This is a genomic window from Sphingomonas sp. Leaf231 (assembly GCF_001421995.1).
Classification (GTDB): domain Bacteria; phylum Pseudomonadota; class Alphaproteobacteria; order Sphingomonadales; family Sphingomonadaceae; genus Sphingomonas.
In genome coordinates this window covers 1,250,782-1,274,891 of record NZ_LMLS01000001.1, presented here as the reverse complement: position 1 = coordinate 1,274,891, position 24,110 = coordinate 1,250,782, and the positions used below count along the sequence as shown (strand labels likewise).

Here is a 24,110-nt window from a genome sequence, read left to right as displayed (position 1 = left end):
GGGCCTTCGTGGGAGGAAACAGGTCATCGTTCGAACATCCGATCGGCGATCGGTTCGCGTGCCTGCCAGTCGCGGCGTTCCAGTTCGGGAACGTCGGAGGGGGCCAGCGGCGTGCCGAGACACAGCAGGGCGACGAACGACCAGCCGGCGGGCACGTCCAGCATGGCGGTGACCACGTCGCGATCGAGGATCGATACCCAGCCCAGCCCATAGCCACGCGCATGGGCGGCCAGCCACAGCGTGTGGATCGCGGTGACCGTGGAATAACGCAACGTTTCCGCCATCGTTGCGCGGCCGAGGCCGTAGCCCGCCGCCGGATCGTCGTCGTTGAACACCGCCAGGATCTCGGGCGCCTCGCGCAGGCCGTGAAGCTTCAACGCCGCATAGCCATCGCGACGGATGGGATCGGCGAAGGCGGCTGCGGCGGTGCGGCTGCTGGCGTCGACATGCGCGGCGAGGCGGTGCCGCAAGGGCAAGGAGCGGATGCGAACGAAGCGCCACGGCTGGGCATTGCCGACCGACGGGGCGCTGGCGGCGGTGGCGAGCAGCGCGTGCAGATCGGCGTCGGGGATCGGTCGCGTGTCGAAATGCCGGACATCGCGTCGCCATCGGAACAGCTCGTCCAACCGCACGACGAAGTCGGCGTCGAAGAGCGGCGGCATCATGCCGCGACGCCCGCGCGTTGCAGAAGATAGGTGTCCATGATCCAGCCATGTCGGGCGCGGAGCGCAGCGCGTTGCGCAACGATCCGCGCGGCGACGTCGGCAAGCGGACCGGCGATCAGCGCTTCGTGCGTCATGCCCAGATACGCGCCCCACCAGATCGCGATTTCGGCCGGCGGAAGCGTGGTGAAGGCGCAATCGCCGTCCAGCATCACCGCGACATTGTCCGCCGCGATCGGCCAGCCACCCTCGCGCAGGCGGCGGCCGGTGGTGATGACGACGGGTGCGCCCAGCGCGTTGAGCGGGATCGCATGGGCCGCCGTCAACGCCTGAAGGCTTGTGATGCCGGGAACGACATGGACCCGCATTGCCATGCCGCCCGTACGCAGCCGATCGGCGATGCGGAGAGTGCTGTCGTAGAGCGACGGGTCGCCCCACACGAGCAGCGCAAGTCGTCCGCCATCCGGAAGGTGTCGGGCGATCTGGGTCGCCCACGCCGCGGCGATGGCGTCATGCCAGTCGCCCACGGCGGCCAGATAGTCTCCGGTCGCGGCACGGACCGGCAGGTCGAATTCCACGATGCGGACCGACCGCGTCAATGCGGTGGCACACAGCGTCCGGCGCAGATCGATCAGGTCCGACGCGGCGTCGCCCTTGCGGGGCAGCAGGATCAGGTCGGCGGCGTTCATCGCCACGGCTGCCTGCCGCGTGAGGTGATCGGGATTGCCGGTGCCGACCCCGATCAGGTGGAGGTCGATCATGCCGCATCGTCCATCAGCGGACCGTAGAGGATCAGCGCCGGCGCGGTGCCGACGTCGGCGGCGAGCGCCTGCGCCAGCGCGCCAATGGTCGAGCGGGTCAGCCGCTGTTCGGGGTGGCCGACCTGTTCGGCGAGCAACGCCGGCGTGGCGGGCGACAGGCCGTGCTCTACCAGCCGCGCGACCAGTGCGGTGAAGGTCCGTTTGGGCATGAAGATCACCGTCGTCGCCTCCGCATCGGCGAGCGCGGCCATGTTCAGCGCACCGGGCAGGCCGCCGGTGACGTCGTGGCCGGTGACGAACTGGACCCGTCGCGCGCTGAGCCGACGGGTGAGGGGGATCGCGGCGGCGGCAGCGGCGGCGGAGGCGGAGGTGACGCCTGGCACGATCTCGAACGGGATGCCGGCGGCACGCAGCGCGACGATCTCTTCCTCCAGCCGGCCGAAGATCGCGGGATCGCCGGACTTCAGCCGGACCACCTGCGCCCCGGTGGCGGCGTGATCGACCAGCAACTGCGAGACGTGCGCCTGTGACGGCGACGGCCGCCCGGCGCGCTTGCCGACCGCGACGAGGTTCGCGCCGGGGCGAACGTGGCCCAGCAGCGGGCCGGAGGACAGGTCGTCGAACAGCACCACGTCCGCCGCCTGAAGCCGCGCGACCGCCTTCAGCGTCAGCAGTTCGGGGTCGCCTGGCCCGGAGCCGACGAAGGACACGAAGCCGGTCATTGCGCTGGCGCGATCAGGTGGAAGAAGGTGCCGGACACGCGGTCGCGACACGATCCGGTTTCGGCGACAGCGGTCCCTTCGGCATCGACGACATGCGCGAGCGCTGTATCCGGCTGATCGAGAATCGTCGAATAATGGAATTCGTGGCCGCGCAACGCGGTGCCGCCCGGCAGGCCCGCCATCGGGGAGAGCAGGGTCGCATGACGATAGCCGAGGTGCATGCGCCGTTGCGCGTAGCTGGCGACGAGGCCGAGCAGCCCCGCCATGCGGTGACGGGTTCCTTCGGCGTCGATCAGCGCTTCGCCAAGCGCCATGTAGCCGCCGCACTCGCCATGGATCGGGCGGGTGCGGGCATGATCGACCAGACCGGCGCGGAAGGTGGCGGCGGCGGCGAGGCGGCCGGCGTGGAGTTCGGGATAGCCGCCGGGCAGCCAGACGAGATCCGCATGACGGCCGGGCGCTTCGTCGGCCAGCGGCGAGAACGGCAGGATTTCGGCTCCGGCACCGCGCCATGCGTCGAGGATGTGCGGATAGGTGAAGGAGAAGGCGGCATCCTGCGCCAGCGCGATCCGCTGCGCCGGCGGGGCGAAGCGCCACGGCGCAGTCGGAGTGCGCGACGCGCAGGCGGCGGCGGCACGCAACGCGGGAAGATCGACGTGCGCGCGCAGGAAGGTCGCATAGGCCGCGATGCGGGTATCCAGGTCGGCATGTTCGGTCGCCTGGACAAGGCCGAGATGCCGCTCCGGCAGGGTCAGGTCGCCGCGACGGGGAAGCACGCCGAGGACCGGCAGGCCGACCGCCGCCATGCCGCTGCGCGCCAGGCGTTCGTGGCGCGGGCTGGCGACCCGGTTCAGGATCACGCCGGCGATCCGCAGGTCGGGGTCGTAGCGCGCGAAGCCGAGCGCGGTGGCGGCGGCGGACTGCGCCTGTCCGGACACGTCGACGACCAGCACGACCGGCCAGCCCATACGGCGTGCGACGTCGGCGCTGGCACCGTTGCCGGTCGCCCCGGCGCTGGCGACACCATCGAACAGACCCATCGATCCCTCGGCGAGGACGAGGTCGGCGTCGCACGCATGGCCGGCAAGGCTGTGGAGCATGTCTTCCGGCATCGCCCAACTGTCGAGGTTGAACGAGCGCCGGCCACTGGCGGCGGTATGGAAAGCGGGATCGATGTAATCGGGACCGCTCTTGAACGGCTGCACCGCCACGCCGTCGTCGCGGAGCGCGCGAAGCAGGCCGAGCATCACCGTCGTCTTGCCGGTCCCGGACGCCGGGGCGGCGATCATCAGGCCGGGCGTCATGCCTGCGGGTCCGCGAAACGCGATCCCGCGCCCTGCGGGCGGAAGCGACGATCATAGCCGGCGGCGTAGAGGCTGCTTTCGGCGAAATCGTCTGCCGCAAGCGCGGGGCCGACGAGGATCAGTGCGGTGCGCTCCGGACCGCCCGCCGCCGCCGTCTCGATGGTGGCGAGCGTCGCGCGGACGATGCGCTCGTCCGGCCACGTCGCGCGCCAGACGATCGCCACCGGGCAATCGGAGCCATAAGCCGGCATCAGGTCGGCGACGACGCGGTCCAGCGCGTGGATCGACAGGTGGATCGCCAGGGTCGCGCCGGTGGCCGCGAACGTGGAGAGGCGTTCGGCCGGGGGCATGGTGCTGGCGCGCCCCGGGGTGCGCGTCAGCACCACCGATTGGGTCAACCCCGGCAGCGTCAGTTCCGCCTCCAGCGCGGCGGCAGCGGCGGCGAAGGCGGGAACGCCGGGGGTGATCGTGAACGGGATGCAGAGCGCGCGCAGGCGACGCACTTGTTCGCCCATCGCCGACCAGATCGACAGGTCGCCCGAATGAAGGCGGGCGACGTCCTGCCCCTCAGCATGCGCCGTCTGGATCTCGGCCACGATCGCGTCCAGTGAGAGCGGGGCGGTGTTCACGATGCGCGCGCCGGGCGGGCAATGGTCGAGCAAGGCCGGCGGCACGAGCGATCCGGCGTAGAGGCAGACAGGCGAGGCGGCGATGCGGTCGCGCCCGCGCAGCGTCAGCAGATCGGGTGCGCCGGGGCCGGCCCCGATAAAGTGGACGGTCATCGATGAGGTCCTTCGGCGATGGCGCACGTCGCCATCCGGTCTGGGGAAATGTGACGAGGCGTGAGCAGGCGCGCGCCCTTGCCAGCGGCGGCGAGCGCCGCGGCTTCCGCGACGCTGCCGGTGTCGCGCGCGGCGAGGCTGGCGAGGGATCGCGTCGGGGTGAGCGGCGTGCGCAGGTCCGAAGGCCAGATCGCGATCACGGGAAGCGCCAGCGTGACGGCGAGGGTGGCTAGCGACGCGACCTTGTCGGCCGGGGCCGCCAATGCGGTGACCGGGGCGTGCCCGGCCTGCGCCAGCGCCAAGGCGGCGTGCAGCGACGCCGGGGTCGCGCCGCTGCGATAGCCGAAGCCGGCGACGATCACAGCGTCACGCTCCATTGCACGATCGGATAATGCGACCGCCAGCCGCGCCGTGTGCCGATCGGCGCGGCGTCCGCCAGTTCGATCCGCATCAGGAGGCCGCCCTTCTCACCTTGCCATTGCGCGAGCAGCGCCTCGGATTCCAGCGTGACCGCGTTGGCGACCAGCCGGGTGCCGGGCGGCAGATGCGCCCATAGCCACGTCAGCAAAGTGCCGGACAGGCCGCCGCCGATGAACACCGCATCCGGCGCGGGCTGACCGGCGAGGATGTCGGGCGCGCGACCCTCGATCACGAGCAGGCGATCCATGCCGAGCGCGTCGGCATTCGCGCGCGCGCGAACCGCGCGGCCGGGGTGGGCCTCGAAGGCCGCGGCCTGGTTGGCGGGGTCGGCGAGCAGCCATTCGATGCCGATCGATCCCGAACCCGCGCCGATGTCCCACAATAGCTCGCCGGGGCGGGGGGCAAGTGCGGAGAGGGTCAGCGCGCGGACCGGCCGCTTGGTGATCTGCCCGTCGTGCGCGAACCATTCGTCCGGTCGGCCGCTGGCGGCGGGGAGTATCGCACCCGATCCCGCGACCGCGATGGCGACGGCGACGGGATGCCGAATGTCGATGAACGTGCAGGTCGCGGCGTCGTTGCGGCGAATGCGCTCACGCGGGCCGCCGAGCGCCTCGCACACCCACAGGTCGCAGTCGCCGAACCCGTTGTCGCTCAGGTAGCGCGCGAGAGAGCCCACCGCGGCTGCGTCGCGAACCGTGGCGATGATGCGCCGGCCGGGGGCGAGATGGGGCCGCAGGCGGGAGAACGGCGCGGCGTGCAGGCCTAGACAGCGCGTGTCCTCGACCGCCCAGCCGAGACGCGCCGCGGCGAGCGTGAAGGTAGAGGGCGCGGGGTGCGCCACCCACTCGTCGGGGGGCAGGTGACGCGCGACGACCGAGCCCGCCCCGAACCAGAACGGATCGCCCGATACCAGCATCACCACCCGGCTGCCGCGCCGTGCGAGCAGAGGCGCGATGCCGTCCGCGAACGGCACCGGCCAGGGCGTCGCCGGGCACCCCGGATCGGGCAGCAACGCCAGATGCCGCGCCGCGCCGGTGAGCCAGTCGGCGCGCGTGATCGCATCGCGGCTTGCGGCGGACAGGCCGGCCGGTCCATCCTCGCCGATCCCGACGATCGTCAGCCACGGATTGCCGACCCCTTCAGCCATGACCCACGTCCTGATCCTTGGCGGCACGACCGAAGCGAGCGCCGTCGCCACCGCGCTGGCCGCGCGCGGTATCCGCGCGACGCTGAGCTATGCCGGGCGCGTGGCGAACCCGAAGGCGCAACCTGTGGCGGTGCGCGTCGGCGGGTTCGGCGGGGTCGCGGGGCTGGTCGCCTGGCTGCAGCGCGCAGACGTCAGCCACCTTGTCGATGCGACGCACCCCTTTGCGGCACAGATGAGCGCGCATGCGGTCGCGGCCGCCGCGCAGGCGCACGTCGCCCACATCGTGCTGACCCGGCCGGGCTGGGTGGCGGAGGCGGGCGACCGCTGGACCCGTGTCGCCGACATCCCCGGCGCGGCCGCGGCCTTGACCGGCGCTCCTGCCAGCGTGATGCTGGCGCTGGGGCGGATGCACGTCGAGGCGTTCGCCGCTCAGCCGCAGCATCGTTACCTGCTGCGCTTCGTCGATGCACCGCGCGAGACCGTCGCACTTCCGCACCACCGGCTGGTCGTCGATCGCGGACCGTTCACGGTCGCGGGCGACCGCGCGCTCATGCGGGCGCATGCGATCGACCTGGTGGTCTGCAAGAACGCCGGTGGCGTGGGGGCGCAGGCCAAGCTGATCGCCGCGCGCGAGCTTGGCTTGCCGGTCGTCATGATCGACCGACCGGCCGTGCCCGAGCGGGTCGAGGTGCATGACGTCGCGGCGGTGCTGCGCTGGATCGGTCATGACGCCGACCGCGGCGTGTAGATGAAGCGGGTTCCCGGAACCATGCGGGTGCGGCTGGACCCGACGATCACGACGGTTCGCATGTCCGCCATGTCGGCACGCGCGTCCCGCAACGCGACGATGTGCAGATGTTCGTCCGGGGTCGAGACCGCGCGGGCGAAGAGCACCGGGCGCTGGTCCGCGCACGTGTCGCGCAGGATCGCCAGCGCCGCGATCAGGCCGTCGGGGCGTGATCGGGAGCGAGGATTGTAGAAGGCGATGGCGAAATCCGCCTCCGCCGCCAGCCTGACACGGCGATCGATGGTCGCCTGCGGCTTCAGATTGTCCGACAGGTTGATCGCGCAGAAATCATGGCCGAGCGGTGCACCGGCGCGGGCGGAGGCGGCGAGCATCGCGGTGATGCCGGGCAGCACGCGCACGTCCAGAGCCGCCCATGCCGGCGGGCCGTGTTCTATCGCCTCGAACACCGCAGCCGCCATCGCGAACACGCCGGGATCACCCGACGACACCACGACGACGCGGTGCCCGGCGAGCGCGAGGCCGAGCGCGTGGCGGGCGCGATCCATCTCGACGCGATTGTCGGACGGGTGGAGCGTCAGCCCGTCACGCGCGGCGACGCGCGCGACATACGGGATGTAACCGATGACATCCGTCGCCCCGCGAAGCGCGGCGGTGACCTCCGGCGTGACCAGCGCGTCGTCGCCGGGGCCGAGTCCGGCGATCGCCAGCCAGCCGGTCATGGACGGCGTCCCTGGCCATGGATCAGCAGGATCGCGAAGTAGGGCGCGATTCCGTCTGCGTCGACCAACCGGGTGACACGTTGATCGGGCATGGCGGCGTGTTCGACCAGCCACGCGGCGTCCAGACGCCCGGCGGCGGCGACGGCGCGGCGCAGCTTGCCGAGGTGACGGCCGATCTTCATTACCACCAGCGCATCCGTGTCGCGGATCCGCCGGGCGAGGTCGGCTTCGGGCAGGGTTGCGGTCAACACCGTCAACACGTCCTCGCCCCACGTGATCGGGCTGTCGCTGGCGGTCCATGCGCCGGACATGCCGGTGATGCCGGGGACGACCTGCACCGGCACGATCCCGCTTAGCCGGCTGTGGAGGTGCATGAACGATCCGTAGAAGAACGGATCGCCTTCGCACAGCACGACGACCTCCTCGCCCGCCTGCGCCAGCGTGCCGATGTGGCGCGCGCAATCGGCGTAGAACGCGCTCAGGCACGCGTTGTAGCGCGGATCGGCGACCGGGATTTCGGTCGTGACCGGATATTCCATCGCGAACTCGACCGCATCGTCGCGGAGCATGCCATCGACGATGCGGCGCGCATGGCCCGCACGTCCCGCCTTGCGGAAGAAGGCAACATGGCGTGCACCGCGCACCAGCCGGTCGGCCCGGACGCTCATCAGGTCCTGCGCGCCGGGGCCGAGGCCGACGCCGTGGATGGTTCCGGGCGTCATTCGGCGCGGCTCGCCAGTGCGTTGATCGCGGCGACGGTGATCGCGCTGCCACCCATGCGTCCCTCGACGATGACGCAGGGCACGGGCTGTTCCGCCCAGAGCGCCGCCTTTGATTCCATCGCACCGACGAACCCGACCGGGCAGCCGATGATCGCGGCGGGGCGGGGGCAATCGGGGTCTTCGAGCATGTTGAGCAGATGGAACAGGGCGGTGGGCGCGTTGCCGATCGCCACCAATGCTCCGGCGAGATGCGGACGCCACAATTCCAGCGCCGCCGCCGAGCGGGTGTTGCCGATCGCGCGGGCGAGCGCGACCGTTTCGGGTGCATGCAGCGTGCAGATCACCGGATTGTCGGCGGGCAGGCGCGCGCGGGTGATCCCCTCCGTCACCATTCGCGCATCGCACAGGATCGGTGCGCCTGCCTCGAGCGCGGCGCGCGCGATCGTCGCGAAGCCCGGCGAAAAGCGGATATGCCCGGCCAGTTCGACCAGCCCGGCGGCGTGGATCATGCGTACCGCGACGATTTCCTCGTCACGGTCGAACCGGGCCAGTGCGGCCTCAGCCCGGATCGTGGCGAAGGACTGTCGATAGATGGCGGCGCCGTCTGTCTCATAGACATGGGGCATCAGGCGGCTCCGAAGCGCTGGAGGATGTGGGCGGCGTCCAGACCACCATGCGCGGGCGGCGCACCGGCGCGTCCGTCGAACGAGAGATCGTAGCGGCCATCACGGCCGGTGAGCACGATTGCGGCGGGAGCGGCGCGCGCGCAACCCTTCGCACAGCCCGACACGTGCAGCCGGCCCGCCACGAAGGGAGCGAGCCGGGTGGCGAGCGCGCGCGTCTCCACGCTGGCCTGCGGGCAGGCGGGTGCCCCGACGCAGGCGTCGACGGCGGCGAGCGGGTCCGGCGCGGGGGCGCAGTCGGCGCCCTCGATCAACAGGATGCGCCATGGGGTGGTGCGGACGGCAAACGCCCTGCTGGCGTCGAGCGCCGCGCCGAAAGTTTCGGCGTCGATCCTGCCGAACGGCAGGGGCTGCGCAGCGCCGACCGGATGACGTCCGGTGACCAGCGATTTTGCGGGCGTGGCGGGGTAATCGTCACCAGCGGCCCAGTAGGGAAGGCTTACGATATGGCGCGCCAGGCGTCCGGCTTCGTGGCCGCCGGTGGCGACGAACCAGTCGGCGAGCGCGATCAGCGCATCGACCTCGCCGCCCGCCGCGACGGCCATGCCGGTATCGCGGCCGTCCGCGCGCAGCATCAGGGTGCCGGACGCGGCGCGTTCCAGGCGGAGGTCGGCGGGCGCACCGGTCAACATCGGTGCGGGTCCGGCATCGATCGCGAAGCCGAACTTGCCGGGTAGTGCGGGCAACTCGTCGATGCGGCGCTCCAGTTCTGTGGCGATGCGGTGCGTGTCGTCACCGGCCGACCAGTCGGGCGCGACGAGGATCTGACGGCGTGCTTCCCGCTGCGGATCGGCATCGATCAGGTCGAGCGCCACCAGATCGGCCAACAGCGTCTGCCATGTCGTATCCGTCACGCCGCGGATCTGGAGGTTGGCGCGGTTGGTGACGTCGATCTGGCCGTTGCCATGGCGCGCGGCGGCGGCGCATAAAGCGAGCATCCCGTCGCGGTCCAGCCGGGCAAGGCGGGGCCGGACGCGCACCAGCAGGCCGTCGCCGGCCGCCATCGGCCGCCATGCGGTGGGGCACCAGCCACGGACCATGCTCATGCCGCGTCGCCGATGCGCGCGAGGATCGAATTGCGCCGTGTCTGCCACAGGCCTGCCGCGTGCAGCGCCGCGAACCGCGCTTCCATCGCCGCAAGCGCTGCGGGGTTGGCGGCGGCGAGGAAGGCGCGGACATCGTCGTCACCTAGCGTCGCGTCGAAATAGAGGTCGAACGACTCGGCCGTCACCGCGCCGGCCAGATGCGCGAAGGTGCCGAGATGGTCGAGCGTCGCGGCGATCTCCGCCGCGCCGCGAAAGCCATGGCGCATCATGCCTGCGATCCAGCCGGGGTGTGCGGCGCGGGCGCGGACGACGCGGGCGATCTCCTCGGCAAGCGGACGGGCGCGGGGGCGATCGGGATCGGTCGCGTCGAGGTGGCAGGCGCTGGCGCTGCCGCCCGTCACGGCCTGAGCCGCAAAGAAGCCGGCTTCGTGCGCGGCGTAATCGGCGGCGAGCAGCAGGTCGGTTTCGGGCAGGTCCTGAACATGGACGAACAGATCGGCGGCGGCGACGCGGGCACGCAGGCCGGCGGGATCGTTGCACTCCTGCGATCCGTCGAGGGCGTGCGACGACGCGGCCAGCCATGCGTCGCCGGCGGATCGGCGCGCCTCGGCCGTGTAAGTGTCCGCCGCATCGCCCAGCCCGATGCCGTAGCGGCCCGGCGCGGGACCGAAGACCCGCGATGTGGCAGGGGTGCCGACGAACGGGTTGCGATCGTTCGGCTCGTCGCGGGCGGCGATCGCACGGACCGCCTGCCCGAACATCGCGCACAGGGTCGGGAAAGCGTCGCGGAACAGGCCGGACACGCGCAGCGTGACGTCGATGCGCGGGCGATCGAGCAGCAGGAGCGGCAGGATCTCGATCCCGGTCACGCGTTCAGATCCTATGTCCCACACCGGCTCCGCGCCCAGCAGGTGGAGCGCCATGGCGAACTCCTCGCCGGCGGTGCGCATCGTCGCCGATCCCCACAGGTCGATGACGAGCGTACGGGGGTAATCGCCGTGATCCTGCAGGTGGCGGCGAAGCAATTCGTCGGCGAGCCGCATCCCTTGCGCATGGGCGGAACGGGACGGCACCGCGCGGGGATCGGTGGTGTAGAGGTTGCGCCCGGTTGGCAGCACGTCCCGCCGCCCGCGCCACGGCGATCCGGACGGCCCCGCGGGCACCCGGCGTCCGTCCAGCGCGGCGAGCAGCCCGGTACGCTCCGCTGCGCCCTGTTCGTCGCGGCCGAAGACGTGCAACCCGTCGCCGAACTGGCTGTCCTTCACGTCGCACACGAAGGTGTCGATCCGCGTGATCGCCTCCGCATCGGAACGCGCCGCATCCAGGCCGAGCGCGCCGTCCAGCCCGATTGCCCGCGCCTCGTCGCGGATGTCGGCGCGCAGCCGCGCCCGACGTGGTGGATCGAGGCCGTCGGCATTGGAGAATTCGTCCAGCAGCGCTTCCAGCCGGCCGAGACCCGCACCGCGATCGGCCCGCTTCAACGGCGGAGGGACGTGACCGATCGTCACCGCGCCGATCCGCCGCTTGGCCTGCGCCGCTTCGCCGGGATCGTTGACGATAAAGGGGTAGACGATCGGCAGGGCGCCGGTGAGCGCCTCTGGCCAGCAGGCACCCGACAGCGCGACCGCCTTGCCGGGGAGCCATTCGAGCGTGCCGTGCGCCCCGACATGGACCAGCGCGTGCGTGCCGCGTGCGTGCAGCCACAGGTAGAAGGCGACATAGGCGTGGCGCGGGCAACGCGAGAGATCGTGATATTCTTCGGTGCGCGTTGAGGAGCCGCCGCGTTCGGGTTGCAGAGCGACGACGGTTCCGCCCAGATCGAATGCGGCGAAGCGGAACCGGCCGTCACTGACGGCGGGATCGTCCTCTGGCTCGCCCCAGACCGCGAAAAGCTCCGCCCGCAATTCGTCAGGCAGCGTCGTGAGCGCCGCGCGGTAATCTGCGAGCGGCCAGTCGAGCGCCTGCGTCGCCAGCGCGTTCGCCAGATCGGCAGGGCAGGGCGACCGAGCATAGCCCGCCTCGCCCATGTCGTGCAGGATCGCGGTGGCGGAGGCGAGCGCGTCGAGCCCGACCGCATGCGCCATCTGATGCGCCTTGCCCGGATAGGTCGACAGGACGATCGCCAGCCGCCGATGCGCCGGTGCGGTCCGCCCCAGCACGATCCAGCCGTCGATACGGGCGACGATCGCCGCGATCCGCGACAGATCGGCGCGGTGTTCGCGACGGGCGAATTGCAGGTGCGGATCGCGCGGCGCGTCGTCCTTGAAGCTCGCCACGCCCGCGAACACCCGGCCATCGACCTCCGGCAGGACGACATGCATCGCGAGATCGACCGGTGACAGGCCGCGTGGGGCCGCTGCCCATGCCATCCGGTTCGAGGTGGCGAGCGCGACCTGGAACACCGGAACCCCGGCATCGTCCAGCGGCGTCGTTCCTGTTGCGTCTTTGGCGGAAAAGGCGGTGGCGTTGACGATCGCTGCCGGTGTGAGCGCCACCAGCCAGCGCCTCAGCCACGGCGCAGCCTCCATATCCTTCAGCGAAGGCGCGAACAGGGCGAAGACGTCATAGCCCCGCGCCTCGAACGCCGCTTGCAGCGCCGCGAACGGATCGAGATCGGCGGCCGTCAGATATGATCGATAGAACACGATCAGGATACGCGGGCGCGATGCGGTCAGCGCGAAGGCGGCGGGGCAGGCCACGCCGCGCTCCGCCTGCCATCCGCCGACCGTTGCGACCGCGCGTGCGCCCTTTAGGGGGCCGACATAACAGCCCGAGGCCAGCGCGAACTGCGCCAGCGCCGCTTGGGCTGCGGTGACCCCGCCGACATCGCAAAGTTGTGCCAGCCGGTGCAGCGTCGATGGCGGCACGGTGGACACCGCGTCGAGCCGTTCGTCCGCGCGGCCGTCCGCCGGCACGACGGCCAGCGCGATGCCCTGCCGCCGGGCGAGCGCCTCCACCTGTTGGAGGCCGTAGGACCAGTAAGGCGCGCCGCCGATCAACCGGATCAGGATGCCCTTCGCGCCGGACAGCGTGCGTTCGACATAGGTATCGATCGACAGCGGATGGGTCAGTTCGGCAAGATTGGCGAGCCGCAGGCTGGGCATGGCCGCCGTGCCCGCATCGGCCACGGCGCTGCGCCACCCGGCAGCGAACGCGCCGAGATCGCTGTCGGAGAATGACAGGATCACGAGATCGGCGGCGTCCTGCCCCAGATCGCGTGGCGATGCGCTCTCCTCCAGCCCGTGGGTTTCGCGGAAGACGACGTGCATCGCGGGATCAGCCCTCCAGCGCGGCCCGCACGGCGGCGGGCTCCAGCCGGTCGCGTTCCGCGATCACGACCAGCCGGGTGGCACGCGGTTCGTCGTTGCGCCACGGCCGATCGTAATGCGTGCGAACCCGTGCGCCCACCGCCTGTACCAGTAGCCGCATCGGCTTGCCCGCAACCGCGGCATAGCCCTTGACGCGCAGCACGTCGCCACCGTCGCCAAGCGCCTCGATCCGGGCGGCGAGATCGTCCGGCGCGGCAATCTCGCCGAGTTCCAGGACGATGCTGTCGAAATCGTCATGCTCGTGATCGTCCTCGCCATCGTGGTGCGACGGGCGGGCGGCGATGTCGCCCTCCGCAGCGGCACCGATGCCGAGCACGACGCGCGGGTCGATCACGCCGTCGATCAGTTCGATCACGGGCAGCACGCGCGGGGTTTCGGCCGCGATCACCGCGCGCGCGGCGGCGATGCCGTCCGGTCCGGCAAGGTCGCATTTCGTCAGTAGCACCATGTCGGCACAGGCGAGTTGGTCCTCGAACACTTCTGACAGCGGGGTCTCGTGATCGATGCTGGAATCGGCGGCGCGTTGCGCGTCGAGCGCCGCCACGTCGGGGGCGAAGCGACCGGCCGCCACCGCCTCCGCATCCGCCAGCGCGATCACGCCGTCTACGGTGATCCGCGACCGGATCGCCGGCCAGTCGAACGCCTTCAGCAGCGGTTTGGGCAGGGCAAGTCCCGAGGTTTCGATCAGGATGTGATCGGGACGCGGATCGAGCGCGAGCAGCGTCTCGACGGTGGGGATGAAATCGTCCGCGACGGTGCAGCAGATGCAGCCATTGGCCAGCTCGACGATGTTCTCGGCGGGGCAATCCGGGATCGCGCACCCCTTCAGAATGTCGCCGTCCACCCCCAGTGTGCCGAATTCATTGACGACGACGGCCAGCCGGCGCCCGGCGGACTGACGAATCAGGTGGCTGATGAGCGTCGTCTTGCCTGCCCCAAGAAAGCCGGTGACGATGGTGACGGGCACCTTTGACAGATCGGACATGTGTTCCCCCCTCGGCATGCGCAGCGACCGGCGGGGACCGACATGTCGGCCGGCGCGCGCTGTCGTCGGGGCGCCGAAATGCCCTCCGCCACGCGCACCGATGCGGCCCCAGCCACACAGGTTCGTCGCTCAGACGGAGAACCGTGCCGCGGCCATCCCCTGGACCGAAGCAAGAGCGACCTTATCGCCGGCAGGTCTCCTGGCTCGCGGGTCAAAGCTGGGGCATCGCCTTCCCAGGCGGGCATCCGCGGATGCACCGTCCCAGTGGCCGCTCCGACAGGGAGCATGACGCCTTCGCTCGCCGCTTACAGTTGCAGGGACAGCCGCGGATTTGGGGCGAACCCCGCACCGCATTCCCATTCAAGCCCCTTTCGGGGCACCGGCGCGATCATCGAGAGCCGGAACGGCCCTCGTGCCCGCATTACCTTTGCGGCGGCCACTTGCCAATTCATCATTCGCGCCCAGTTGACGATGACTTGACATCGATCCTCCGCGACAAGCACCCGGAGACCGGCATCCGCTGACCAGCAAGAAGGAAGAAAGACGATGATGCGGTACGATGTGCTGATCGTCGGTGGCGGGCACGCCGGGGCGCAGGCGGCAACCGTGCTGCGCCAGCGCGGCTATGCCGGGACGATCGCGATCGTCGGCGAAGAGGGCGAGCTTCCGTACGAGCGCCCGCCGCTCAGCAAGGATTATCTGCAACAGACCAAGCCGTTCGAGCGACTGTTGCTGCGCCCGGCGTCGTTCTGGATCGAGCGTCACATCGATCTGCTGCTTGGGCGGCGTGTCGTGGCGGTGGACGCCGCCGCGCATGTCGCCACGGTGGAAGACGGTGAGGCGATCGGTTATGGGCGAATGATCTGGGCGGCCGGCGGCCAGCCGCGCCGCCTGACGTGCGAGGGGCACGACCTGCCCGGTGTTCACGCCCTGCGCAGCCGCGCCGATGTCGACCGGATCATCTCCGAACTGCCCGCCGTCGCGCGCGTCGCGGTGGTCGGCGGCGGCTATATCGGGCTGGAGGCGGCGGCGGTGCTGACGAAGCTGGGCAAGGCGGTGACGGTGCTGGAGGCGCAGGACCGCGTGCTTGCGCGCGTGGCCGGCGGCCTCCTGTCACGCTTCTTCGCGCAGGCGCATCGTGAGCGCGGGGTGGACGTCCGGTTGGGCGCACAGGTTCGCAGCATCGTCGAGGCAGACGGTCGTGCTGGCGGCGTCAGGCTGCACGATGGCGAGGTGGTTCCGGCCGAGCTAGTGCTTGTCGGGATCGGCATCGTCCCGAACATCGCGCCACTGATCGCGGCCGGTGCCGATGGCGGCGACGGCGTGGCGGTGGACGATCATGGCCGAACGTCGTTGCCCGATGTGTTCGCGATCGGCGATTGCGCTCTTCACGAGAACCGCTTCGCGCAGGGCAGGGCACTCCGGCTGGAATCGGTGCAGAATGCCAATGATATGGCGGGAACCGTCGCGAAAGCGGTCGTGGGGAACCCAGAGCCGTATCGGGCCGTGCCCTGGTTCTGGTCGCACCAGTTCGACTTCAACCTCCAGACGGTCGGGCTGTCGGGCGGCTTCGATCAGGAGATCGTGCGCGGCGATCCGGCCACCGGCAGCTTCTCGGTGGTCTACCTCGGCAACGGCGAAGTGCTCGCTCTGGACTGCGTCAATGCGACCCGCGACTACGTGCAGGGCAGGGCGCTGCTCGGCCGGCGGGTTGCGCCCGCGGCACTGGCCGATCCCGGAGTGCCGCTGAAGTCGCTGGCCAGGTAACTGCTCGGCAGCGACCCCGATGGCGTCACGGCGGGTGGTCGTTCAACCCGAACCAAGGCGAGGCGAAGCGTGATGATCCGCGGGCGGTGCGCCGACGAAGCGGATCGGCGTTCTGACCCCCGGCACGGAGGCGAGTCCGTCGTCCCGTTCCGCCGGCACCACCATGCCGCGTGCGCGGACCTGCGGATCGGCGAGCGCCTGCCCGACATCGTTGATCGGTCCTGCGGGCACGCCCAGTCTCTCCAGTTCGGCGAGCAGGTCGTCGCGCGGCCACAGCCGCGTCGCGGCGGCGATGGTCTGGCTGACGCGCTCGCGCTCCGCCACCCGTTGACGATTGGTGGACAGCGCGTCGTCATGGGGCAGGCCGAGCAGCGCCCGGACGCGTCCGAATTGCGCATCGTTGCCCGCGGCGAGGATGAACCAGCCGTCCGCGGCCGGAAAGACCTCGTATGGCACGATATTGGGGTGCGCGTTGCCCAGCCGCCGTGGGCTGGTGCCGGAGACCAGCGCGTTCATCGCCTGATTGGCGAGCGTGCCGACCATCACGTCCAGCAGCGCCATGTCGATCCATTGGCCCCGGCCGGTCTGTTCGCGCTGGCGCAGCGCGGCCTGAATGCCGATCACCGCGTACAGGCCGGTCATGATATCGGCATAGGCGACGCCGATCTTCTGCGGCGGTCCATCCGGATCGCCGGTCAGGTCCATGATCCCGCTCATGCCCTGGATAATGAAGTCGTAGCCCGCACGCGCGGCATAGGGGCCGTCTTGTCCGAAGCCGGTGATGGAGCAATAGACGAGACCGGGATTGATCGCGGCGAGCGCGGCATAATCGAGGCCGTAGGCGGCAAGCCCGCCGACCTTGAAATTCTCGATCACCACATCCGCCGTGGCCGCCAGCGCCCGTATCTGCGCCTGCCCCTCGACGGTGGAAAAATCGACGATACGCGACGTCTTGTTGCGGTTGGCGGCGTGGAAATAGGCGGCGTCCTGCGTGCCGTCGCCATTGTCGACGAACGGTGGGCCCCATTGACGCGTGTCGTCGCCCGCCGGGCTCTCGATCTTCACCACCTCCGCCCCGAGATCGGCAAGCACCTGTCCCGCCCACGGGCCGGCGAGGATACGTGCCAGCTCGATCACGCGGACCCCAGCCAGTGGCAACCCGGGCATCAGAACGCCGCGATGCCGGTGATCGCGCGCCCGAGGATCAGCGCATGGACGTCATGTGCGCCTTCGTAAGTGTTGACGGTTTCCAGGTTCATCATGTGGCGCATGACCTGATACTCGCCCGAGATGCCGTTGCCCCCGTGCATGTCACGCGCCATGCGGGCGATTTCGAGCGCCTTGCCGACATTGTTCCGCTTGATCAGGCTGACCATCTCGGGCGCGAACCTGCCTTCGTCCATCAGGCGCCCGACGCGCAGCGACGCCTGAAGCCCGAGCGCGATCTCCGTCTCCATGTCGGCGAGCTTTTTCTGGTACAATTGGCGACCGGCGAGCGGCGTGCCGAATTGCTTGCGGTCGAGGCCATATTGCCGGCTGGCGTGCAGGCAGAACTCCGCCGCGCCCATTGCACCCCACGAAATGCCATAGCGCGCCCGGTTGAGGCAGCCGAACGGCCCCTTCAAACCCGTGACGTCGGGCAGCAGCGCATCCTCTCCTACCTCCACGTCGTCCATCATGATCATGCCGGTGATCGAGGCGCGCAGAGAAAGCTTGCCCTCGATCTTGGGCGTGACCAATCCCTTCATCCCCTTGTCGAGGATGAACCCGCGGATCGCACCGCCATCGGCATCGGACTTCGCCCAGATCACGAACACGTCGGCGATCGGCGAGTTCGAAATCCACGTCTTGGCGCCCGAAATGACATAACCGCCATCGACCTTGCGCGCGCGCGTCGTCATGCCACCCGGATCGGAGCCGGCGTCCGGTTCGGTCAGGCCGAAGCAGCCGATGAACTCACCCGATGCTAGCTTCGGCAGGTATGTGCGCTTCTGTTGCTCCGAGCCGAAGGCGTGGATCGGGTACATCACCAGGCTCGACTGCACGCTCATCATCGAGCGATAGCCGGAGTCGACGCGCTCCACCTCGCGCGCGACCAGGCCGTAGGCAACGTAGCTGGCGCCGACGCCGCCATATTCTTCCGGGATGGTCGGGCCGAGCAGCCCCAGCGCGCCCATTTCGCGAAAAATCTCGACATCGGTATGTTCGTGCGCGAACGCCTCGACGATCCGCGGCGCCAGCTTGTCCTCGGCATAGGCCCGCGCGGTATCGCGGATCATCCGTTCGTCACCGGTAAGCTGGTCGTCCAGCAACAGCGGATCCGCCCAGTCGAACTTACCCATTCCAGACATCGTCTTCTCCTGATCGGGCGGAAGGTCGGTCATCCGGTGAGGATGTTCAATCAACTAAATGCTGGTCTTTCATCGGCGCGGCCGATTAAAAGTCGCGATGCTTGACCCGCAGCTTCTCAGATTGTTCGTTCTCCTCGCGGAGGAACGGCATTTTGGACGTGCAGCGGAGCGCGCCAGTCTCGCCCAGTCGTCAGCATCCGCGCAGTTGCGGCGGCTGGAAGACATCATCGGTGCGCCGTTGTTCATGCGGAACAAGCGCGCGGCGGTACAACTCACCGATGTCGGACGCCATTTCCTGATCGAGGCGCGCGACGTTCTGGAACATCTGTCGCGTGCGGAATCGATCGGCAGGGCGATGGCGCGCGGCGAGGCAGGATCAATGGCGCTCAGCTATATCTTCTCGGCGGTGACCAGTGGTGTGTTGCCGCAACTGCTTGCGCTCATCCGCCGCACGATGCCGTTGGTCGAGGTACAGCCGCGGCAGGCCGAAACGCCCGACCAGATTGTGGCGGTCGCCGAACGGAGGCTCGACGTCGGGATCGTGCGGACGCGTCCGTCCTACCCGGCGGGCGTAGAGGCGGTGACGGTCGTCGACGAACCACTGTTGTTGCTGGTCGCCACGGTTCATCCGCTGGCGGACCTTCCGGTGGTGCCGGCCGCCGCGCTGGCATCGCAGACGTTTCTGCTTCCGCAGTTCAACGAGCGGGTCGGGCTGGTCGAAACCGTCGAGCGCCTCGCCGCTGCCAGCGGCTTCGCCATGCCCGGGATCGTCAGAACCAGCGACTTCATCAGCGCCGCCAGCATGGCGGCCGCAGGATATGGCGTCGTGCTCGCGCCGGCGTCGCTGATCCGGTCGGGGATCGCGGGACTTACGGCGCGGCCGATCGAGGGCTTTACGGACAGGATCGATACCGCGTTGATCTGGCACAAGGAAGGATCGCCGATCGTCCATCGCCTGAGCCAGTTGGTGGTGTCCGCGAAGTGGCTGAACAGCCCGGCGTCGTAGAGGCTGTAACGATCGAACGTCGTGGGCGATCAGGCGGGCAGGTCACCGGGAGCGCGCCTCGTCCTGTCCCCCGCCTCGGCTTGCCGGCGCCCGCTCTCGCGGGTCGACATCCGGACAGTGAATCAAGACCAGCCAGCCCGCGCAACGATTTTCAGATAAGCTCTAAGAACGATAGGGCCGTCCCGACTGGATGAGCCGCTGGCGCGCGGTGTTGCCGGGAACGGCGATATGCGTCGCCGGATCATATTCCTTGCCGATGCCGGACGCATCGCTCGGCACCCATATCTCGACGACGGTATTCGTGTAGCTTCCCGGAAGGTAGCGGATCCAATATCCGTCGGGATGCTGGCTCCAGCGCCCGGTCGGCACGCCGATGCTGCCGGCACCGACGGGTGCGATGCCGGCAAGTACGGCGACGCGCTCCAGTTCGCCGTAGCTGGTGCCCGGCGTCGCGAGCATACGGCGCAGATCGGCTTCCGCCTGCATGGCCGACCGGACTTCCTTGGGCAGGTGGTCGGCGATCGGACCCGATCCCAGCATGTCGAGCACGTTGCGGTTGAGGCCGGCGAGCTGTCGTGGCGTCAGCAGCTGGGCGGCCGCCATCTTCTGATCGTTCGACAGATCCTCGATTTTCGCGCGTGAGAGGATCGCCCAGAGGAGCGCCTGGATCGTATGCTGATCGATCTCGGGATGCTGCACCGAGTTGCGGACGATCGCGATCACGGCGTCCCTGGCGCTACCCAGCGGCGGCGCGTACAAGTAACCATCGCCGTTGCCGGGACCATGGGTGCCAGCGTGCAGGCAATAGCTCTGGCCGTGGAAACTGAAATAGCCGGCCTGGAGGACGAAGCCACCGTTGGGCGTCCGCTGCAATTCGGACAGGCTGCGCTTGGGGGAGGAAGGTACGAAGCCGTCGCGGCTTGGGTCGCTCCAGCGGGCATCGGCAAGACTGGTAGAGATCGGCTCCTTACGAAGGCTGGGTAGCGAGATGCCGGCGCGCTTCACCAAACCGCCGAGTCCGCCGAACTGTGCCTCCACAGCTCCGGCATTGCCCATTACCGCCGCGGCCGACATCAGCGCCGCCACCCAAATCCCACGCAGAGCCATCAGCCACCTTTTCAAAGCTGTCGAGGGTCGTAACGGTACCGCATCAAACTGTGAAGAGGCGTGTTTTGAACTGTTTGCGGGTTCAGGACGGATTTACCCGATAACTTCGGCCAATGCTCGATTTCCGACGTTCGCCAGGCGCGGCATTGTCGCGATCTTGGCAGCGATCATCTATCTGTCATCCGGCGAGCAGCTGCCGGATCACGGGGACGAAAGAGCCGTGGCTGATGCTGGAGGCATCTGACGATGACAGATTCTTCGGGACTGTGCGGCGTCAACGCCGAAGCCAAGCGGCGAATGGGTCGGCTATGCCTCGCAGCCCGAGCATGACCGCACCTTTGCCGGGTCTTTGGCGCGGCGGAGCAGCGGGCCGCTCATTACAATGTTTTCACCGTATGGGTTCAAAGCCGTCCTGATAGCCATTCCGGGGCCCCGCTATCGGTGAAGACCGGCATGACCGAATAGCGAAAGTCGGGAACGGCGCTCACCGTTCATTGCGCATGCTCAGGTTAGCTGGCCGATCGCCGATCGCCGAGAGGACACTTGGCAGAAAATGGGTGACGACCATCTCGATCGCCTTGCCGTTCGGGTGGAGGCCATCCGGCAGGGTCAGCTGTGGGTTGCCAAGGACGCCGGGCGGAAAGAAGGGGGCGTGATCGGCACCATGCTTTGCGGCCACGTCGGCGAACATGCCTTCGTAGGGCGCGGCAAGCGTCCTGAAAAACGGGGGCACCTCGAACGTCGCCAGCAAGGTGGCGATCCCGCACGATTTCAGAACCGCGAGGATCTGGTCGAGGTTCGTCCTGGTTCGGACGGGGGCAAGGCCGCGTAGCAAGTCGTTCGCGCCAAGTTCGACGATGGCGAGATCGGGCTTGCGAACGAGGCTGCTTAGCACCCGTGGGAGCCGGCGAAGAGCATCCTCGGTGGTGTCGCCGGACACGCCGGCATTTTGCACGAGCGCGGTGGCATGGCTCTCTCTCAGGGAATGCTGCAGCTTTACGCTGAACGACGCGGTTGCTGGCAGCCCGTAACCAGCCGTCAGACTATCTCCAAGCGCGAGCACGAAGGGATACATGAACATGTCCCGGATATAGGATCGTATGCCCGACCTTCAGCTGTATGGACGCGCGGCTGGTTATGAAAATTGGCGCAGCGGCGGCAAGCGTTCGCTGATGGGGCCGACCCGTGACCGGGCCGGCAGCGCTGGAGGAACAGCGGGGTGGCTGTTTTCGCTCGTCCACGACGTACACCACGCCGGCCAGCGCCCACGAACGGAGCGCTTCGCGAAGCGGCGTCATCGCACGCGCGAGTTCGAGGTCAACGCAGCGGCTGGACAGGACGTTCAACAATCATCGAAGGAGCGTAGTGAACCCGCGCGCGCCGGACGCAGCGAACAGAGGAACGGCGATGGATGAATTTGCACGAATGATGAGCATGGAGGGCGTTCGTCCGCTTGGTCGGCCGAAAGAGACGCCCGGCCGATCCGCGGGGGTGCCGCGCGCAACCGCCACCCGAACCGTTGCGGCGCCGACTGAGCCGGCACCCGCCAGTCATGCGTGGGCCACCGGTTCCCGCGCTCGCACCGCGCTGGAGACGGCGCTTGGGCGTCTCGCCGGCGAAATCCGCGATGGACGCCGTGGTTGGGCGACCGGCATTCGGCAGGATGGTACAACCGTTACGTTGCCGGCGTCGTCGGGAGCGGCATCGCTGCTCGGCACTGCAGATCGGCAGTCACTGCGCTTGATGATCGTCGGCGGTGACGGCTGGACGTTCGTCATGCATCCGATGATGGGTGTCGCCACGCTTGATGAGGATCCGACCGACCCGGATTGAGGAAGCAAGGAGCCGGCGAGCGGGTGTCGCGGTATGATCGGTCGGTCGTGCCTGGCGACGGCCGACCGATGCTAGATGCCTGGAGAGCCCATGCCCCGTTCCCGCCCCCAAAGGACCGCGCCGCTGCGTCGATTGACGCCGAGTTTGGCGTAGATGCTGGCCACGTGGTTCCGGATGGTGTTGCGTGAAAGAGCCAGCCGCTCGGCGATGGTCGTGTCGTCCAGGTCATCACAAATCAGGTCCAGAACCTGGCGTTCGCGCTGCGTCAACTCCGCGGCAGGCGTCGATGGTTGCGGTCGACGCAACGTCGCAAGCTTGTCGAGGATCGACCGGCTGAGCCAGTTCGCGTCCTTCATCACCTCGTCGATCGCAACGCCAAGTTCCCGCTCGCTACGCCGATACTCGGTGACGTCCTGATACACCCAAAGCGTGCAGCCAGCACCGTCGACCCTGATCGTCTCAGCCGAAACCAGGCAGTCGACCTCTTCGCCGGACGGCATTCGCAGGCGTGCCTCGCGTCCACGAAGGCTTCCCTGCTCCAGCACGTCGTCCATGGCCCTTCGCCGCTCTTCCCCGGTGGCCCAGCGCACGATGTCGGTAGCCGGTCGGGCGGTGCGGTCGGCGAGGTCAACCCCGGTCATCTGGCGGAACGCCGCGTTGACGCGGAACATGGTGTCGTCGTTTTCGCGGGTGATCGCCATCGCGATCGGCGCCATCTCGAATACCGCCATAAGATCCCGTTCACTCGCCGCCAGCGCCTGCTCGACCTGCCGTCGAGGCTCCAGATCCGCGAAGGTGATCAGGAGTGCATCTTCTTGCGTCACGTCGATCGGCTGACCGGCGAACAGCACCAGCCGCCGGGAACCATTCGCCACGCGCAGCTCGGCTTCCGACTGAGGGACGATCTGTCCCGCCTCCAGCAAGCTACGCACGCCATCGACATCCTTCAACGCGCCGAGCAGGTCGAGGCCGAAAATCGGCTTTCCCCTCAGCTGGCCCTCCGTGAAACCGGTGAGCGCAAGAAAACCCTGATTGGCTTGCACGATCCGCAGGTCGCTTAGCCGCACGATGAGCGCAGGTGCGGGGTTCGCCCGGAACATGGCATCGAAGCGCGCCTCGGCGTCGAAACGGGCTGACACGTCGGAGATGACCAGCGCCAGATAGTCGGCATCGCCTCCGTCCACGTCCATGCTCACGTCGCGGACCTGATGCACCCAGCGCACCTCGTCGTCTCCATCCGGCACCACTCCGACGATCTCGTCCGGGAAGCTTTCGCCCGCCAGCAGGCGGAAGAGAGGGTATTCGCGCGTCTTCAGCGCGCGTCCGTGATGCGATCGGAGCGAAAAACGCCTGGCGTAATCCTCTGCGGTCGCACCTAGATCGGCCGCCTCCGCTACGCCGTGCATCTGGAGCGCGGCGGCGTTGGCGCTCAGGATCACGCCGGTGGGGTCCATCAGGATCACGCCATCGAGCAGCTGCGCCATGAGTTGTTCGAGATGACGCAATGCAGGCTGTGCATCGGATGAGGGCCTGTTCGACATGACCGGTCAACCCGCATGGTCGTCGCAGCGTTCCCAAGCCGATACTATCCGAAATAGTGCTGCCGCACCATGCGACGCACCGCCCGTTTGATGCGCCTTTTGAACAAGCAGGCATCGCCGCAGGTTCTGCTGTCATCGTCAATCACGTAAAAGGAACGACCATGGGCCTCATCGTACTACTCATCGTGGGTGGCCTGATCGGCTGGGTTGCCAGCATGATCATGCGCACCGACGGACAGCAGGGCATCTTCCTGAACATCGTCGTCGGAATCGTCGGGGCGCTGCTCGCCGGATTCGTCGTGACGCCTCTAATCGGCGGTGCCCCGATCACCAGCGGCATCATCAGCGTCCAGTCGGTCTTGGTGTCACTGCTGGGTGCCATCGTCCTGCTCGCGATCCTCAACCTCTTTCGACGCGGCTCGGTTCGTTAAGCCACGCAAGGGAAGGCCCGTCGCCGTCACCCGTCGACAGCGAC

23 protein-coding genes and 1 riboswitch are annotated in these 24,110 nt (G+C 68.7%); of the genes, 5 read left to right on the top strand and 18 right to left on the bottom strand.

The features are described from left to right. Positions 1-23: 23 nt before the first annotated feature. From bluB to ASE95_RS05885, 7 genes are read right to left on the bottom strand one after another with little or no spacing between them, the layout of a single operon-like run. A complete protein-coding gene (bluB, locus tag ASE95_RS05915) occupies positions 24-665 on the bottom strand; it encodes a 5,6-dimethylbenzimidazole synthase (protein ID WP_056632662.1) in 642 nt (213 codons plus the stop codon). Further along, on the bottom strand, positions 662-1,423 hold the full coding sequence (gene cobF / locus ASE95_RS05910; protein WP_056632659.1) for a precorrin-6A synthase (deacetylating): 762 nt from the start codon (positions 1,421-1,423) through the stop codon (positions 662-664). The genes bluB and cobF overlap by 4 nt, the downstream gene beginning before the upstream one ends. Then, on the bottom strand, positions 1,420-2,145 hold the full coding sequence (cobA, locus tag ASE95_RS05905) for a uroporphyrinogen-III C-methyltransferase (protein WP_056632657.1): 726 nt from the start codon (positions 2,143-2,145) through the stop codon (positions 1,420-1,422). The genes cobF and cobA overlap by 4 nt, the downstream gene beginning before the upstream one ends. Further along, entirely contained in the window at positions 2,142-3,449 is a 1,308-nt protein-coding gene (locus ASE95_RS05900) for a cobyrinate a,c-diamide synthase (RefSeq protein WP_056632654.1), read from the bottom strand. Before ASE95_RS05900 ends, cobA begins: the two co-directional genes overlap by 4 nt. After that, positions 3,446-4,231, bottom strand: a complete 786-nt coding sequence (gene cobM, locus ASE95_RS05895) for a precorrin-4 C(11)-methyltransferase (RefSeq protein ID WP_056632650.1) — start codon at positions 4,229-4,231, stop codon at positions 3,446-3,448. The genes ASE95_RS05900 and cobM overlap by 4 nt, the downstream gene beginning before the upstream one ends. After that, positions 4,228-4,608 (bottom strand): cobalamin biosynthesis protein, encoded by a 381-nt coding sequence (locus tag ASE95_RS05890; RefSeq protein WP_082449580.1) that lies wholly within the window; start codon positions 4,606-4,608, stop codon positions 4,228-4,230. Before ASE95_RS05890 ends, cobM begins: the two co-directional genes overlap by 4 nt. Further along, positions 4,590-5,798 (bottom strand): bifunctional cobalt-precorrin-7 (C(5))-methyltransferase/cobalt-precorrin-6B (C(15))-methyltransferase, encoded by a 1,209-nt coding sequence (locus ASE95_RS05885; RefSeq protein WP_056632646.1) that lies wholly within the window; start codon positions 5,796-5,798, stop codon positions 4,590-4,592. Before ASE95_RS05885 ends, ASE95_RS05890 begins: the two co-directional genes overlap by 19 nt. Between ASE95_RS05885 and ASE95_RS05880 the strand changes: the two genes are divergently transcribed. Continuing rightward, a complete protein-coding gene (locus tag ASE95_RS05880) occupies positions 5,797-6,546 on the top strand; it encodes a cobalt-precorrin-6A reductase (RefSeq protein ID WP_056632644.1) in 750 nt (249 codons plus the stop codon). The two genes, ASE95_RS05885 and ASE95_RS05880, sit on opposite strands and share 2 nt — an antisense overlap. Here the strand turns inward: ASE95_RS05880 and cobJ are convergent. From cobJ to cobW, 6 genes are read right to left on the bottom strand one after another with little or no spacing between them, the layout of a single operon-like run. After that, entirely contained in the window at positions 6,522-7,265 is a 744-nt protein-coding gene (gene cobJ, locus ASE95_RS05875; protein ID WP_056632641.1) for a precorrin-3B C(17)-methyltransferase, read from the bottom strand. The two genes, ASE95_RS05880 and cobJ, sit on opposite strands and share 25 nt — an antisense overlap. Next, the gene (gene cobI / locus ASE95_RS05870) at positions 7,262-7,987 is read right to left on the bottom strand and encodes a precorrin-2 C(20)-methyltransferase (protein WP_056632637.1); all 726 of its coding nucleotides are present in this window, start codon (positions 7,985-7,987) and stop codon (positions 7,262-7,264) included. The genes cobJ and cobI overlap by 4 nt, the downstream gene beginning before the upstream one ends. Beyond that, complete coding sequence (locus ASE95_RS05865) at positions 7,984-8,613, bottom strand: precorrin-8X methylmutase (RefSeq protein WP_056632634.1); 630 nt, start codon at positions 8,611-8,613, stop codon at positions 7,984-7,986. The genes cobI and ASE95_RS05865 overlap by 4 nt, the downstream gene beginning before the upstream one ends. Beyond that, the gene (locus ASE95_RS05860) at positions 8,613-9,710 is read right to left on the bottom strand and encodes a cobalamin biosynthesis protein CobG (protein ID WP_443025434.1); all 1,098 of its coding nucleotides are present in this window, start codon (positions 9,708-9,710) and stop codon (positions 8,613-8,615) included. Before ASE95_RS05860 ends, ASE95_RS05865 begins: the two co-directional genes overlap by 1 nt. Positions 9,711-9,712: 2 nt before the next feature. Then, positions 9,713-12,985, bottom strand: coding sequence for a cobaltochelatase subunit CobN (gene cobN / locus ASE95_RS05855; RefSeq protein ID WP_056632629.1), 3,273 nt, complete (start codon positions 12,983-12,985; stop codon positions 9,713-9,715). 7 nt (positions 12,986-12,992) lie between these two features. Then, positions 12,993-14,030, bottom strand: coding sequence for a cobalamin biosynthesis protein CobW (gene cobW / locus ASE95_RS05850; RefSeq protein ID WP_056632627.1), 1,038 nt, complete (start codon positions 14,028-14,030; stop codon positions 12,993-12,995). Positions 14,031-14,202: 172 nt separating this feature from the next. Beyond that, a riboswitch (cobalamin riboswitch) is annotated at positions 14,203-14,429 on the bottom strand. 147 nt (positions 14,430-14,576) lie between these two features. Here cobW and ASE95_RS05845 point away from each other — a divergent pair. Further along, on the top strand, positions 14,577-15,797 hold the full coding sequence (locus ASE95_RS05845) for an NAD(P)/FAD-dependent oxidoreductase (protein ID WP_056632624.1): 1,221 nt from the start codon (positions 14,577-14,579) through the stop codon (positions 15,795-15,797). Positions 15,798-15,839: 42 nt separating this feature from the next. Here ASE95_RS05845 and ASE95_RS05840 read toward each other — a convergent pair whose 3' ends face one another. Further along, on the bottom strand, positions 15,840-16,964 hold the full coding sequence (locus tag ASE95_RS05840) for a CaiB/BaiF CoA transferase family protein (RefSeq protein WP_056632621.1): 1,125 nt from the start codon (positions 16,962-16,964) through the stop codon (positions 15,840-15,842). Beyond that, on the bottom strand, positions 16,964-18,148 hold the full coding sequence (locus ASE95_RS05835) for an acyl-CoA dehydrogenase (RefSeq protein ID WP_056633337.1): 1,185 nt from the start codon (positions 18,146-18,148) through the stop codon (positions 16,964-16,966). The genes ASE95_RS05840 and ASE95_RS05835 overlap by 1 nt, the downstream gene beginning before the upstream one ends. Positions 18,149-18,245: 97 nt before the next feature. Here ASE95_RS05835 and ASE95_RS05830 point away from each other — a divergent pair, with 97 nt between their 5' ends. Beyond that, positions 18,246-19,154 (top strand): LysR substrate-binding domain-containing protein, encoded by a 909-nt coding sequence (locus tag ASE95_RS05830; protein ID WP_162234667.1) that lies wholly within the window; start codon positions 18,246-18,248, stop codon positions 19,152-19,154. A gap of 162 nt (positions 19,155-19,316) precedes the next feature. On the opposite strand, the gene ASE95_RS05825 is transcribed toward ASE95_RS05830, so the two are convergent. Beyond that, complete coding sequence (locus tag ASE95_RS05825) at positions 19,317-20,261, bottom strand: hypothetical protein (RefSeq protein ID WP_056632615.1); 945 nt, start codon at positions 20,259-20,261, stop codon at positions 19,317-19,319. A gap of 484 nt (positions 20,262-20,745) precedes the next feature. After that, positions 20,746-21,342, bottom strand: a complete 597-nt coding sequence (locus ASE95_RS05820) for an arylesterase (RefSeq protein ID WP_056632612.1) — start codon at positions 21,340-21,342, stop codon at positions 20,746-20,748. A gap of 104 nt (positions 21,343-21,446) precedes the next feature. Here ASE95_RS05820 and ASE95_RS17565 point away from each other — a divergent pair, with 104 nt between their 5' ends. Continuing rightward, positions 21,447-22,094 (top strand): hypothetical protein, encoded by a 648-nt coding sequence (locus ASE95_RS17565; protein WP_156347891.1) that lies wholly within the window; start codon positions 21,447-21,449, stop codon positions 22,092-22,094. Between the two features lie 71 nt (positions 22,095-22,165). Here ASE95_RS17565 and ASE95_RS05815 read toward each other — a convergent pair whose 3' ends face one another. After that, positions 22,166-23,635 carry a PAS domain S-box protein gene (locus ASE95_RS05815; RefSeq protein WP_056632609.1) on the bottom strand — a complete coding sequence of 490 codons (1,470 nt, stop codon included), beginning with the start codon at positions 23,633-23,635 and terminating at the stop codon, positions 22,166-22,168. Between the two features lie 161 nt (positions 23,636-23,796). On the opposite strand from ASE95_RS05815, the gene ASE95_RS05810 reads away from it, so the two are divergent. Further along, on the top strand, positions 23,797-24,066 hold the full coding sequence (locus ASE95_RS05810) for a GlsB/YeaQ/YmgE family stress response membrane protein (protein ID WP_056632606.1): 270 nt from the start codon (positions 23,797-23,799) through the stop codon (positions 24,064-24,066). Positions 24,067-24,110: the final 44 nt, after the last annotated feature.

What these genes read in the sequence shown, in the direction of transcription:
- bluB (WP_056632662.1), bottom strand. Translation starts at nt 665, where the DNA reads ATGATGCCGCCGCTCTTCGACGCCGACTTCGTCGTGCGGTTGGACGAG.
- cobF (WP_056632659.1), bottom strand. Translation starts at nt 1,423, where the DNA reads ATGATCGACCTCCACCTGATCGGGGTCGGCACCGGCAATCCCGATCAC.
- cobA (WP_056632657.1), bottom strand. Translation starts at nt 2,145, where the DNA reads ATGACCGGCTTCGTGTCCTTCGTCGGCTCCGGGCCAGGCGACCCCGAA.
- ASE95_RS05900 (WP_056632654.1), bottom strand. Translation starts at nt 3,449, where the DNA reads ATGACGCCCGGCCTGATGATCGCCGCCCCGGCGTCCGGGACCGGCAAG.
- cobM (WP_056632650.1), bottom strand. Translation starts at nt 4,231, where the DNA reads ATGACCGTCCACTTTATCGGGGCCGGCCCCGGCGCACCCGATCTGCTG.
- ASE95_RS05890 (WP_082449580.1), bottom strand. Translation starts at nt 4,608, where the DNA reads ATGGAGCGTGACGCTGTGATCGTCGCCGGCTTCGGCTATCGCAGCGGC.
- ASE95_RS05880 (WP_056632644.1), top strand. Translation starts at nt 5,797, where the DNA reads ATGACCCACGTCCTGATCCTTGGCGGCACGACCGAAGCGAGCGCCGTC.
- ASE95_RS05885 (WP_056632646.1), bottom strand. Translation starts at nt 5,798, where the DNA reads ATGGCTGAAGGGGTCGGCAATCCGTGGCTGACGATCGTCGGGATCGGC.
- cobJ (WP_056632641.1), bottom strand. Translation starts at nt 7,265, where the DNA reads ATGACCGGCTGGCTGGCGATCGCCGGACTCGGCCCCGGCGACGACGCG.
- cobI (WP_056632637.1), bottom strand. Translation starts at nt 7,987, where the DNA reads ATGACGCCCGGAACCATCCACGGCGTCGGCCTCGGCCCCGGCGCGCAG.
- ASE95_RS05865 (WP_056632634.1), bottom strand. Translation starts at nt 8,613, where the DNA reads ATGCCCCATGTCTATGAGACAGACGGCGCCGCCATCTATCGACAGTCC.
- ASE95_RS05860 (WP_443025434.1), bottom strand. Translation starts at nt 9,710, where the DNA reads ATGGTCCGTGGCTGGTGCCCCACCGCATGGCGGCCGATGGCGGCCGGC.
- cobN (WP_056632629.1), bottom strand. Translation starts at nt 12,985, where the DNA reads ATGCACGTCGTCTTCCGCGAAACCCACGGGCTGGAGGAGAGCGCATCG.
- cobW (WP_056632627.1), bottom strand. Translation starts at nt 14,030, where the DNA reads ATGTCCGATCTGTCAAAGGTGCCCGTCACCATCGTCACCGGCTTTCTT.
- ASE95_RS05845 (WP_056632624.1), top strand. Translation starts at nt 14,577, where the DNA reads ATGATGCGGTACGATGTGCTGATCGTCGGTGGCGGGCACGCCGGGGCG.
- ASE95_RS05840 (WP_056632621.1), bottom strand. Translation starts at nt 16,964, where the DNA reads ATGCCCGGGTTGCCACTGGCTGGGGTCCGCGTGATCGAGCTGGCACGT.
- ASE95_RS05835 (WP_056633337.1), bottom strand. Translation starts at nt 18,148, where the DNA reads ATGTCTGGAATGGGTAAGTTCGACTGGGCGGATCCGCTGTTGCTGGAC.
- ASE95_RS05830 (WP_162234667.1), top strand. Translation starts at nt 18,246, where the DNA reads ATGCTTGACCCGCAGCTTCTCAGATTGTTCGTTCTCCTCGCGGAGGAA.
- ASE95_RS05825 (WP_056632615.1), bottom strand. Translation starts at nt 20,261, where the DNA reads ATGGCTCTGCGTGGGATTTGGGTGGCGGCGCTGATGTCGGCCGCGGCG.
- ASE95_RS05820 (WP_056632612.1), bottom strand. Translation starts at nt 21,342, where the DNA reads ATGTTCATGTATCCCTTCGTGCTCGCGCTTGGAGATAGTCTGACGGCT.
- ASE95_RS05815 (WP_056632609.1), bottom strand. Translation starts at nt 23,635, where the DNA reads ATGTCGAACAGGCCCTCATCCGATGCACAGCCTGCATTGCGTCATCTC.
- ASE95_RS05810 (WP_056632606.1), top strand. Translation starts at nt 23,797, where the DNA reads ATGGGCCTCATCGTACTACTCATCGTGGGTGGCCTGATCGGCTGGGTT.